This is a genomic window from Streptococcus suis (genome assembly GCF_002964045.1).
Taxonomy (GTDB): Bacteria; Bacillota; Bacilli; order Lactobacillales; family Streptococcaceae; genus Streptococcus; species Streptococcus suis_U.
Genome location: NZ_POPB01000375.1, coordinates 1 through 14096 on the forward strand (window position 1 = coordinate 1; position 14096 = coordinate 14096).

Below are 14096 nucleotides of genomic sequence, written 5' to 3' on the forward strand. Positions count from 1 at the left end.
GAAAATTTTAAAAAACGTATTTTGATTGCTTTGAACATAAAGAAAGAGAGAACGAACTTCGTCCTCTCTAGGTGTTAGCTTTTCATCTACCCACTACAGTTGACAAAGAGCCGTTTATTCATGGTTTATGACATATTTGATTAAGGATTGAAAATAGAGGTTCTGAATTCATCAGTTGAACGCAAGAGTTCACTATAGACCTTTCTCTTCAAGCTATGAACCCAACTTGTATTCACATTTGAAGTCGCTCGATCCAAGCGTTTCATGTCCTCTTCCACTGCTGCTTTCATCAGATTTTCTAAATCTTGATAAGAATTGATAGTCACTGTATTTGTTGAATTTGGTTTATCAAGTTCATACACAATCGTAATTGGCTTCAATTTTGTCAATTGATCGATTCGGTCTTTATACATATCCTTCTTGAAATCAGTCCAAGATGTGTACTGATTATTAAAGACATGTTGTAGAACGAGTGTATCATTCACAATGCCATTTGCAGCTTGGGACTTCGATTGATTACTTACATACGGAACGAATCCTTCATCATAGCCTTTGGCAGCCAGTAGTTCATAGGCCATACGTCTAAACATCAAGTCACCTGGTGCCCCTGTTGGATTATCTAGGGCAGAGTAAATCGGTGACAATAAGAAGGTGTAATAATAGCCGTTTCTAGCCAGTTTTTCATTATCAGAATACTGTCTACGGTTCATAATGCTTTGATCAATTAAGTCATCAAATGTCACTAATTTAGCCACTTCTTCATCAGTCAATGGACGAATTTGGTTACCAGCATGAACACCGTCATAGTAGTTTTCAATCTTTCTAAACCATGCTTTCTTGACTGCAGCATCTTGTTGTAAAACAACGCTACCTTCTAGATAATCAAGCATATAAATCGCATCGAACATATGATGAGCATAGGTATTCAAATCTTCTTGGCTGTTGAATCGCTCTACTGGATTGTATGGATGAACACGAATTAAGGAATCTTTCTTATCTAGTTCAGTGTAAAGCGTATTAAGACCAATGATATTATCTTCTGTGTTGCTGACATTTTGCAAGAATCCACGCGCATAGAGCTCTGGCCCTTGTCCAGTTCTCCTACCAAATCCATAGAAGAATGTATTAGAATCCAGGTTATGGACCATTTCATGCGTATAGGTAGAACTTCCACCTTTATCCAACATCAAGTAGGCCACAAAGTGTGTTTCTGAGCCATTTGCATAGGCTGCTGTGCCATTGTTACCGTACCATTTTGCAATCGGTCCAAAGAAACTTTGGATGGCAGCATTGCTACTTGACAGATTATGCCATACCCTTCTTCCATTTTCGTCAAACAAGCCAAAACCATCCGTGTTCATGTAGGCACCAAACATCTTATCCTTATTTTCGTCATTTAATGTTTTGTACCGGAAGTCCGTATGGTCACGTTGCCAAATGGCAGCTTGATTGATGATTGCATAGACTTCCGCACGTTTTTCAGGATGATTTACCAAGTCTCTGTATCGACTAAAGGCACCAACGGCTACCGTATTCATATTTGAGATGATATAAATATCCTCATCAGCCATTGTCAATAATGGCAATAGCATTTGACGGTATCTCCAAGTTGGGTTGGTAATCTTATCATACACTTCGACTGCGTATTTGCTATGTTTTGTCGCAGTGTTTTGTTTCTCCAAGGCTTCTTCAACTTGAGACTTCATCTCTACGATATAGGCTTTGGTGTTGTCTTTGAACCACTGGTTATCTGTTTTATTTGGCGTAAATACCTTACGATAGGATTCAACCAAATCAAACACGGTTGATTTACCAGTCATTTCTGCCAAATAAGACGAGTAGAGTTCCACATTATTTTTCGGTCTTAAAGCTGCATGACCTGCCTTACCGATTGAAATAATGGCATCTAATGTTGAAGCAGAATGATTTCCAAAGAAGTCCATATTAAACAAAGTCAACTCTTTGGTATTTAATTGGTCATAATTGATATCATACCATCTATCTAGATAGGATAGACCCAATAAGAATGCTTCTTTATTTTCAGCAATCTTGCTTTCAAAATAGGTTTCAACACTTTGGCCCTGACCATTCATTGTGGCAGTCAGAACTTTTCGTAGATAGCTAGCTAGATTATCTTTGATACGTGTGAAACTTGATTTGAAGTACATATCATTGATATCATTTGTTGTTTGTTCTGCAGCTTGTGCTGGCGGATTGAGCTGTTTCAACAATGCTTCTGATTCATAGGCGATTGGGCTCAGTAAGTCGACTAATCTGTTCACCATGGCATCGTTTTGGTTCACAAAACTTTCTGGTGTGTAAGGAATGTGCATACTTGAAATATCATATTCTAAGATATGATTATTCTTAAAGTCTTCAGCATAGGCAACGGATTTGTAGTCAACCGTTCCGTCTTCAAAGTAAAGCATAATCTTGTTGATAGCAGCCTTGTCCGCGACCATATCTGCAACGATTGCATCCCCCTTCATCGGAACAACATCAATCAGTTTAACCTGATTTAGCTTATCTGTTGAAGAAATTTTATTTCCATAGTAGACAATCAATTCCTTGTTGTAGAATGGTAAGAGTTTCTCCATGTTGAAGTAAGCTGTGGCGTGGTCTGATTGTGCATCAGTCAATGCCATATAATTTACAGAATAAGCATTCAAGTCTTTGGTATTTGAATCAGCAGTCGTTGCTGTAATCTGCATACTTGCTAACTTGCTATTCGCTTCTTGTTCCGAGATTTGCTGACTTAGATCACTTGCGGTTGTTGAGTAAGCATTGGTTAATTTTGTTGCTGCGTCAAACACTTGACCGATGACTGGATGTCCACCAGTCACCTGAACTTGACTGACCAGATTGTCAAAGCTACCATAATTCCACCCCTTGTCATTGGTTCCGACCATACCACCAACTTTTTGGCTTGTACCAAGGTTGGTCACGCTACCAGTAGCAAAGGCATTCTTCAAGTTGGTTTCATTTCCACTCTGCCAACCTGTCACTCGTCCAGCAATGGCTCCAGCAGCCTGATTGTTTTCACCAAGAATGGTAATTGCAACATCGGCTTTCACATTGGAAATATATGAACCAGGGTTCATACCGACAATACCGCCTACGTATGACTCACCTCTTCCATAAGAATCTAATCTACCTTGGAAACTTGCATTTGACAAACGTGATTGGTAATCCAATTTATACACGATACCACCGAGGTTTCGTTGCGCACGAAGATTTCCTTCAACCGCAACATCCGAAATCGTTGAATAAGCAGTTTCATTTGCCAAACTTCCGAGATCGCGGTGTAAAGCAGAACTAATTTGGACATTTTTCAAATCAACCGCTGAAATAGTTGCTCCATCAATCTTATTAAACAATGGTGCTTTTAGATTATGAATCGCATATTTCTTACCATTTGACTCACCAATCAATTGACCTCGGAAAGTATCTGTCATATAGGCTTTGACATCTCCAACTTGCACCTCATCGGCGTAAAGATTGGCACCTAAAGTAAATGTTCCTGTAGGATCAGCCTGCATTGCTGTGAGTAAAGAAGTGAAGTCGGTATAAATGCCAGCCTGTTTTGTAATTTTTGGAATGTAGAATGTTCTATTTTGAACAAAACCATTCCCCTTGTCTTCAACCAATTGATCAAAGTTACTAGTCAACTCATAAACAGCCTGTCCATCCTTGGTGGTTTCCTTGATGGATGAGATTGGTAGATACATATCTTTGAATCGATCAGATGTAACCTTCACAAACAAATCATCAGGATTTGTTGGCGTTTCATCCAGGAAGTGTGCTGATGTGTATTCACCATTCTTACGACGGTAAACAGTGACTGCATCAATATCTTTGATTTCAATTTTCTTATAAACAAGGTCAAATTCACGCAAGCTTTCCTGGATAGCATTGTGTTCAACACTATCTAAAGTATAGAATACTTTCGTTTTCAAGGTATAGTCAGTATAGAAATCCAGATTGGTAAATTCCATACTACCGTTCGCATCCGTTATTTCCTTCTCTTGAACAAGCTCTTCTCCCTTATAAAGCAGAGCAACCGCGCGAAGGTAATTATCCGTTGGATTGTTCAGTGAGCAGGTGGCAGTTGCGGATTTTTTGTCTTCATCCTTATTTAATTGTGCAATAGTCACCGTTGGAATTTGTTCTACCTTTGTTCCTCTTCGAATGACCTTATTTTCAGGGTGGTCAATCAATTCTTCAATTGATAAAGGAGGATTCTGACGGACACCACGGATGGTTTGATAGACTGTTGTGATGGTTTTCAAACCATCCTTCCCTTCTTTTTCGACCTTCGTCTTACCTTCAAGCATGGTAGGATCGTCAATATAGATTGTTTCAAAAGGTAATACTTCTGTTTTCACATCCTTCTCAATGGCTGTAACAGGTTTGGTACCCCTGAGAATTTCTCTTGCAACAGGTTCAACCAATACTTGTTCAGTAATCGTCGGATTTGGCTGACGAACGCCCTTTATAGTCTGGTAGGTAGTGGTGACTTCTTTCGTACCAACCTTACCTTGTACTACAACTTTGAAATCACCAAGGTAAAGTTCATCTGTGTCCGTTCTCTTCGTTTCGTAAGGAATCGTAACTTTTCGAACAATTACATCAGTACCTTCAACTGGCTTGGTACCCTTGAGAACTTGCTTGGTTACCGGCTCTGTCAAAACTTTTTCGGTGACAGTTGGGTTTGGCTGGCGAACGCCCTTGAGGGTCTGGTAGGTAGTAGTGATTTCTTTCGTACCAACCTTGCCTTCTGTAACTACCTTTTCCTCGCCAACATAAAGGTCGGAACTTGCTATTTCCTGGGTGGCAAAGGTAATTTCTTCGGTGCGTTTTTCAACATCGGTACCTTCGACTGGCTTAGTACCCTTGAGAACTTGCTTAGTAATCGGTTCAGTCAAAACTTTTTCCGTAACAGTTGGATTTGGTTGGCGAACGCCTTTGAGAGTCTGGTAAGTGGTAGTAATTTCTTTAGTACCAACTTTACCTTCTGTAACTACCTTTTCCTCGCCAACATATAGGTCGGAACTTGGGGTCTCCTGGGTGGCAAAGGCAATTTCTTCAGTGTGTTTTTCAACATCAGTACCTTCAACTGGCTTAGTACCCTTAAGAACCTGCTTGGATACCGGTTCAGTCAAAACTTTCTCGGTTACGGTTGGGTTAGGTTGACGAACGCCCTTGAGGGTCTGGTAGGTCGTGGTAATTTCTTTGGTACCGACCTTGCCTTCTGTAACTACCTTTTCCTCGCCAACATAAAGCTCGGCACTTGGGGTCTCCTGAGTGGCATAGGCGATTTCTTCGGTGTGTTTTTCAACATCGGTGCCATCAACTGGCTTAGTACCTTTGAGAACTTGCTTGGCAACTGGTGCAGTTAGAACTTTCTCGGTTACGGTTGGGTTAGGTTGACGAACGCCCTTGATAGTCTGGTAGGTCGTAGTGACTTCTTTGGTACCGACTTTACCTGCTACAAGTATTCTTTCCTCTCCAGCATAAAGGTCGGCACTTGGGGTCTCCTGGGTGGCATAGGCAATTGCTTCAGTACGTTTTTCAACATCAGTACCTTCAACTGGCTTGGTACCCTTGAGAACTTGTTTGGAAACCGGCTCAGTCAAAACTTTTTCCGTAACAGTTGGATTGGGTTGGCGAACGCCCTTGAGGGTCTGATAGGTTGTGGTAATTTCTTTGGTACCGACCTTGCCCTCTGTAACTAGCTTTTCCTCGCCAACGTAAAGGTCGGCACTTGGGGTCTCCTGGGTAGCAAAGGCGATTTCTTCGGTATGTTTTTCAACATCAGTACCCTCAACTGGCTTGGTACCCTTGAGAACTTGCTTGGCAACTGGTGCGATCAAAACTTTTTCGGTGACAGTTGGGTTTGGTTGGCGAACGCCCTTGAGGGTCTGGTAGGTAGTAGTGATTTCTTTCGTACCAACCTTGCCTTCTGTAACTACCTTTTCCTCGCCAACATAAAGGTCGGCACTTGGTGTTTCCTGGGTGGCAAAGGCGATTTCTTCAGTACGTTTTTCAACATCAGTAGCTTCAACTGGCTTGGTACCCTTGAGAACTTGCTTGGCAACTGGTGCGGTCAGAATTTTCTCGGTTACGGTTGGATTTGGTTGGCGAACGCCATCAATAACCTTATAAGTAGTCGTGATTTCTTTAGAACCAGTCTTACCTTCTACTTGAATTGATTCCTCACCGAGATACAAACTATCCGACTCTCTAACAACTGTATCAAATGCTAGTTCGACTGTAGTAGTTTCAGTCTCTGTCTTTTCTTCAATAACCTTTGTACCACGAGCGATTTTTTGAGCAATTGGTTGCTTGGTAATCAGCTCTGAAACGGTAGGATTCGGTTGACGAACACCATTTATCAGTGTGTAAGTGGTGGTAATCGTTTTTTGTCCTGGAACACCCTGAGATTGAAGTTGTTCCTGCCCTAGAGGGAGGTTTGGGTCATCGACATACTCTGTTTCAAATGCAATATCTACAACGGTTTGTTCAACTTCTGTTGTGAGCTTATCTAATTCTTGTTTTTTTGTACCAACCGCAATAATCTCGGCTGTCGGTTGACTTGTCACATCTGAAAGTATTTCTGATGAAATCAATATTCCGTCAGCGAAGGTTAGTTTTGTATCTATGGTACGAGTTCCGACTTGCCCAACTTGAACGACCTGTCTAGTCCCTTCGGGTAAATTCGGATCTGTAATTTCTTGAGTTGGGAATGGAATTGTCTCTACATTTGAAACAATTTCCTCTGTTAATTGGATAGCAGGAACTTCATATGTAGGTGCAGTATCAGGAACCTCTGTAACGATTTCGTCGGTATTTTCAACTGGGGTTTCTGGTTCTGGTCCAGGATCTGGAGTTGGTTGTGGAACAGGCTCTGGCTGAGGTACTGACTCTGGTTCTGGCATTGGACTTACTGGTTTTGTACCAATATGTACAATTTGTGGTATTGCAGCTTGTAGTGACTCGGAAATGATTTCAGATTTCAGTAAAATACCGCCGGCAAATGTTTGTTTGCTTTCAATCACTCGTTGTCCAGCCTGTCCAACTTGAACAGTCTGTCTAACACCTGCAGCTAAATTGGCATCATAAACTTCCTGCGTTTCAAATGGAATGCTTTCTACGTGACTGGTGATTTCCTCAGAAATCTCTATAGAAGGCACCTGATGACTTGGTGCAGTATCTGGGACCTCCGTCACAATCGTTTCTTCTGTTTTCTTAGTCCCAATTTCAACAACTTTTGGAATAGCAGCTTGGGTTATCTCAGAAGAAATTTCTTCTTCCTTCAAAACTTGCCCATCCACAATCGTTTGTTGGATAGTAATGGTTCGAACACCATTTGCACCTTCTTGAGCAACACGAGTTTCACCCTCAGCCAGGGAAGCATTCTCAATTTCATGGGTTTCAAATGGAATATCTTCTGTCTTGCTAATATTTTTTGTTTCAATAGGAAGTTCTAGTTTGTCAATCGAATTTGACAAATTCATGCTCGAATCTTTTGTTCCGATCATGAGCACTTCCTCAACAGGTTCACTAAGAACTTTCGCAGATAGTTTCTCAGTCTTGACAAGTTGGCCGTTCACGTAGATTTGCTTAGATTCAACAACTTGCTTACCAACCTGACCAACTTGGGTCACTTTTTGCTCACCAACCAATAGGGCACTTGAATAGACTGTCACTTTTTCAAATGGAATATCCTTGGTTTCAGACACAATTTCTTCTGTCATAGCAGCTTCAGGAAGTTCCTTACTCGGAGCTGTATCAGGTTTCTCCGTGATGACAGGAGTCTCCTCTGAGTTGTCAACCGCTTCCTTGCTTTCTTTTATATAACCAATGTAAACGTAACCCTCAATTTCATTAGGTGCAGGTAATGTCTGCCCTTCAGAAACTTCAATAGCATGGTTAAATTTCGCTAAAATTTGACTGGAAATAGCATGACTGGTTGGAGCTAGGAAACTAGCACCAGTAGCAGTCAATAAAATCACACCTGCCAGTTCTTTCTTCCCCTTCTTACTAACCTTTACAGCTAATACAAGAGTAAAAATACCTGTCATTCCAAGCAAAATATTTTCAATAACACCTGTTTTTGGAAGAGTGTGGGGACTATTCTGACTATTCTCAGCAGTTTCAGAAATGGTACTATTTAGTAACGTTTGGTTAAGAGGACTTTGTTTTTCTTCAGACTCTACTAACGGAATGTGCAAATCCTGCAATTGTGGTCGATAGACCAAGTAATAAGTCGCGTCTGTTTTCTCGACAATTCCAGGTTGCTCGTAGATAATCGACGCTTTTTCTGAACTAGTTAGCTCTTCCTCTGTTACATAAGTATATTGAATCGACTGCGCACTGACTTCACTTGCCCCTACAAATGAAGACATGAAAAATAAGCTTGCAACTGTTGCAGATACAAGACCAATAGACAACTTACGCAATGAAAAACGCTGCCGTTTCTCATTAAAATTCTTTTTCATATGTCCTAACCCCCTAATTAGTAATTTCATTATATTCCGAATAGATTAACCTTGCAATGAATTAGTTTATTTTTATAAAATCATTCGCAAAAAGAAGACAACATATCAAAATTTTTCAATGTAACATTCACAAATACAGTTAACTATTTAAAGAAAATCCCAGTCTCCATCAATAAAGTTCGTTTTTTACATAATAATAGTTGTTGCAATCTATTGTACATTTAAATCTTAATAGCATATAGCTGTAAAACTGCTATATCAAAAAGACATTAAAGAAAAACGATTCGGAGTTTTCGGCCAAATCGTTCTGACATATTTACATATTCTTCAACTCGATGACCATGTCACGAATCTGGGCTGCCAATTCAAAGTCAAGCACTTCTGCCGCTTCTTGCATTTGTCCTTCCAGTTTCTTGATCATAGCCTTGCGTTCGTCTTTGTTGAGGGCATTGAAGTCCACCACTTCTTCCTTGTCCTGAGTGACTGCCTTGGTCACACTAATCAGGTCACGGATTTCCTTTTTAATAGTTTGTGGAATGATGCCATGCTCTTCATTATAAGCCATCTGGATTTGACGGCGGCGGGCTGTTTCGTCCATGGCCTTCCGCATGGACTCGGTGACCTTGTCCGCATACATAATCACATGCCCCTCAGAGTTACGAGCTGCCCGACCGATTGTCTGGATGAGCCCTCGTTCATTACGAAGGAAACCTTCCTTGTCAGCATCTAGAATAGCAACCAGACTGACTTCTGGCACGTCAATCCCTTCACGCAAGAGGTTAATCCCTATCAAGACATCAAAGACGCCCAAACGCAAATCACGGATAATCTCCGTACGCTCCAAGGTCTTGATGTCCGAGTGCATATACTTGACCTTGACACCCATTTCTTTCAGATAGTCGGTCAAGTCCTCTGCCATTTTCTTGGTCAGGGTAGTGATAAAGGTCCGCTCGCCTTTGTCAACTCGGGCATTGATTTCGCCCAATAGGTCGTCCATTTGGCCCATGGTTGGACGGACTTCCACCTCTGGATCCAAAAGCCCTGTCGGCCGAATGATCTGCTCGACAACGGTATCGGTCTGCTCCATTTCATAGTCACCCGGCGTCGCAGATACATAGACAATCTGATGGACATGGCTCTCAAATTCTTCCCTGCGCAGCGGACGATTATCCAGTGCACTCGGGAGGCGGAAACCATAGTTGACCAACATCTCCTTGCGTGAGCGGTCACCATTGTACATCCCCTTAATCTGCCCCATGGTCATGTGGCTCTCGTCAATCATAATCAGGTAGTCCTCAGGGAAAAAGTCCAGCAGGGTATATGGGGGCTCGCCCTCGCTTCGCCCGTCCATGTGTCGTGAATAGTTCTCAACTCCGTTGGTGTAGCCCATTTCCCGAAGCATCTCGATGTCGTAGTCGGTTCGTTGTTTCAATCGCTGAGCTTCTAAGAGTTTTCCTTCTGCCTCAAAGACCTTGAGCTGCTCTTCCAGTTCCGCCTGAATCTTGGCAATGGCCGTTTCCATGTGGTCATCGTTGGTCACGAAGTGGGTGGCAGGGAAAATGGCCAGGTGGTCCACATCCCCCAAAACCTTCCCAGTCAGGCTTTCAATCTCACGAATGCGGTCGATTTCATCACCGAAAAACTCCACACGGAAGGCGTGTTCATCACGAGAAGCCGGGAAAATCTCCACCACGTCTCCACGTACACGGAACCGTCCCCGTTGGAAGTCGATGTCGTTGCGCTCAAACTGGATATCTACCAAGGAATTAAGCAACTGATCACGGGAAATCTCCTGACCTGGTCGCAGACTGACCACGCTATCTGAATATTCCTTGGGTGAACCCAAACCGTAAATACAAGAAACCGAAGCTACAACAATAACATCGTTTCGCTCCAGCAGGGCTGAGGTCGCTGAGTGGCGGAGCTTGTCAATCTCATCATTGACCGAACTGTCCTTCTCAATATAGGTGTCACTGGACGGAACATAAGCTTCGGGCTGGTAGTAATCATAGTAAGATACGAAGTATTCGACCGCATTTTCTGGGAAGAATTCCTTGAACTCACTGTAGAGCTGACCAGCTAGGGTCTTGTTGTGGGCGATAACCAAAGTGGGCTTATTGACACGGGCGATGACCTGACTCATGGTGTAGGTCTTACCAGTACCAGTCGCCCCCATGAGAATCTGGGCTTTTTCGCCCCCCTCGATGTTATCAACCAAGGTTTCAATGGCTTGGGGCTGGTCACCAGACGGTGAATATTCGGACACAAGTTTAAATTGGTTTTCAGTATTTCGATTAATCATGATTCTATTTTATCATAAGTTTCTTTAATGAAGAAAGATTCAACTTTAATCACAATCAATTCCGAAAAATTAAATTTTCTAACAATTCAATAACGTTATATGTCAGAAAATGTAACATAATTGAAATACATCCTTTTGCAAAAATTTTCAGAATATGATATACTAGGACAGTTATTTTATAATAGAAGGAGTATGAAAATGAAGAAAAAATTACTCATACTATTGACAAGTATTTTGTCAGTATTCTTTATTTTTACCGGTGTCAAGGCTGATGATACAATCGATATCGTTTTCGACAACGCCTACGCACCATTTGAGTTTAAAGACTCAGACCAAGTTTATAAAGGATTAGACGTTGATATCATCAATGAAGTTGCCAAACGCTCTGGTTGGACAATGAATCAAACCTTCCCAGGATTTGACGCTGCGGTCAATGCAGTTCAATCAGGTTCTGCCGATGCGTTGATGGCAGGTACAACCATTACAGAAGCTCGTAAAAAAGTATTTACCTTCTCTGATCCTTACTTTGATACAAAAATCGTTGTAGCTACAACCAAGTCAAATACGATTTCTTCTTACGAAGACCTCAAAGGTAAAACAGTTGGTGTAAAAAACGGAACTGCTGCCCAGGCCTTTCTTGAAGAAAACAAAGACAAGTACGGCTTCAGCATTAAGACCTTTGATACTGGCGATTTGATGTACAACAGTCTTTCAACTGGTGCTGTTGATGCAGTTATGGATGACGAAGCGGTTATTCAATACGCTATCCAACAAGGTCAAGACCTTAGCATTGATATCGAAGGTGAAGCAATCGGTTCATTTGGTTTCTCAGTTAAAAAAGGTAGCCAATACGAGTATCTTGTAGAAGACTTCAACAAAGCTCTTGCTGCCATGAAGGAAGACGGAACTTATGATCAAATCATGAATAAATGGTTAGGTTCATCTAACGCTTCTGCTGATACTACTGATTACTCTTCTCGCCTAACATTGACTGGTGATGCCAATACCAAAGCAACACCTGTAAAATCAAGCTATACAATCGTTGCAGATTCATCATTCGCTCCATTTGAGTATCAAGATGAAAATGGCGACTATGTCGGAATCGACATGGAATTGATTAAAGCCATTGCTGAACAACAAGGCTTTACCATTACCATTCAAAACCCTGGCTTTGATGCAGCCTTGAACGCTGTACAAGCTGGACAAGCCGATGCAGTTATCGCTGGTATGTCCATCACAGATGCTCGTAAGGAAATCTTTGATTTCTCTGACGCTTATTACACTTCAAACATCTTGCTTGCTGTTAAAAATGGTAGCGACATTACCTCTTATGAAAATTTAAGTGGTAAAACAGTTGGTGCTAAGAACGGTACTGCATCTTATACATTCTTGGAAGAAAACAAGGATAAGTACGGTTACACACTTAAGGCATTCGATGAAGCTTCAGGAATGTATGACAGCTTGAACTCAGGTTCTATTGATGCCCTCATGGATGACGAAGCGGTGCTTCTATACGCTATCCAACAAGGTCGTGACTTTGCAACTCCAATCCCTGGTGAAAAATCTGGTGAATATGGATTTGCTGTTAAAAAAGGTACTAACCCTGAATTGATTGAAATGTTCAACAATGGTATGGCTGCTCTTGTGGCATCAGGCAAGTACGATGAAATTTTGAACAAATATTTCAACACAACAGAAGAAACAAGTACAACCACTACAACAGTTGACGAGACAACAATTGTAGGTCTCTTGAAAAACAACTACGGCCAGTTGCTCTCAGGTCTCGGTATCACAATCGGACTTGCTCTTCTATCATTCGCTATTGCAATTGTCATCGGTATCATCTTCGGTATGTTTGCAGTTAGCCCAGTTAAAGCACTCCGCGTTACTTCATCAGTTTTTGTTGATGTTGTTCGTGGTATTCCACTCATGATTGTTGCCGCATTCATTTTCTGGGGCATTCCAAACTTGATTGAATCTATCACAGGTCAACAATCTCCAATCAACGACTTTGTCGCTGGTACCATTGCCCTATCCCTCAACTCAGGTGCCTATATCGCAGAAATCGTTCGTGGTGGTATTCAGGCAGTTCCTGCGGGTCAAATGGAAGCATCTCGTAGTTTGGGTATCTCTTACGGAACAACCATGCGTAAGATTATCTTGCCACAGGCAGGTAAAATCATGTTGCCAAACTTTATCAACCAGTTTGTTATTACATTGAAAGATACTACTATCATCTCAGCTATCGGTTTAGTAGAACTCTTCCAAGCTGGTAAAATCATCATTGCCCGTAACTATCAATCATTCCGTATGTATGCAATCCTTGCCATCATCTACTTGGTAGTTATCACACTCTTGACTCGCTTGGCTCGTAATCTTGAAAAAGGAGGCAAATAATGGCTCAATTGAAAATTAGTGTCCATGACTTGCATAAGTCATATGGAAAAAACGAAGTCCTCAAAGGCATTACTGCCAAATTCTATGAAGGCGATGTTGTTTGTATCATCGGTCCTTCTGGTTCAGGTAAATCAACATTTCTACGGACAATGAACTTACTTGAAACCATTACGAGTGGACAAGTAACTGTTGACGGATATGACTTGACAGATCCTAAGACCGATGTGGATGCATTCCGCTCCAATGTCGGAATGGTATTCCAACACTTTAACCTCTTCCCGCACATGTCTGTACTTGACAACATCACTTTTGCTCCAATCGAACATAAATTGATGGACAAATCTGAAGCTGAAAAAGTCGGCATGGAATTGTTGGAAAAAGTTGGTTTGGCTGATAAACGTGATGCTATGCCAGACAGCCTTTCAGGCGGTCAGAAGCAACGTGTTGCCATCGCTCGTGCCTTGGCTATGAACCCAGACATCATGCTCTTTGACGAACCAACTTCTGCCCTTGACCCAGAAATGGTCGGAGACGTTCTTAACGTCATGAAAGACTTGGCTGAACAAGGTATGACCATGTTGATCGTAACACACGAGATGGGCTTCGCTCGCAAGGTTGCTAACCGTGTCATCTTTACTGATGGCGGCGAGTTTCTTGAAGATGGGACTCCAGAGCAAATCTTTGACAACCCACAACACCCACGTCTCAAAGACTTCCTTGATAAGGTCTTGAACGTGTAAGCTAAACGAAAAGCCTTTGACCAACAGTCAAGAGTCAAGGCTTTTTTCTACCGTTTGTCAAGCTTATCAAGGTATTTGACGAAAAATATTTTGAGTTCAATAGTCAAAATAAGGAAATTGTTTTATTTTGGACTAAATTTTAGTGTAAAAAGTGCA

Annotated in this window: 4 protein-coding genes; 2 read left to right on the forward strand and 2 right to left on the reverse strand. The window is 41.7% G+C overall.

The genetic code is table 11. From position 1 onward, the window contains the following. Positions 1 to 140: 140 nt before the first annotated feature. Positions 141 to 8501, reverse strand: a complete 8361-nt coding sequence (locus tag C1E99_RS09360) for a G5 domain-containing protein (protein WP_161951180.1) — start codon at positions 8499 to 8501, stop codon at positions 141 to 143. A gap of 316 nt (positions 8502 to 8817) precedes the next feature. Then, positions 8818 to 10803 (reverse strand): excinuclease ABC subunit UvrB, encoded by a 1986-nt coding sequence (gene uvrB / locus C1E99_RS09365; RefSeq protein ID WP_105207367.1) that lies wholly within the window; start codon positions 10801 to 10803, stop codon positions 8818 to 8820. A 198-nt stretch (positions 10804 to 11001) separates the two neighbouring features. Between uvrB and C1E99_RS09370 the strand changes: the two genes are divergently transcribed. Continuing rightward, entirely contained in the window at positions 11002 to 13200 is a 2199-nt protein-coding gene (locus C1E99_RS09370; protein ID WP_105207368.1) for an ABC transporter substrate-binding protein/permease, read from the forward strand. After that, positions 13200 to 13940 (forward strand): amino acid ABC transporter ATP-binding protein, encoded by a 741-nt coding sequence (locus C1E99_RS09375; protein WP_105207369.1) that lies wholly within the window; start codon positions 13200 to 13202, stop codon positions 13938 to 13940. The genes C1E99_RS09370 and C1E99_RS09375 overlap by 1 nt, the downstream gene beginning before the upstream one ends. The last annotated feature ends 156 nt before the right edge of the window (positions 13941 to 14096 follow it).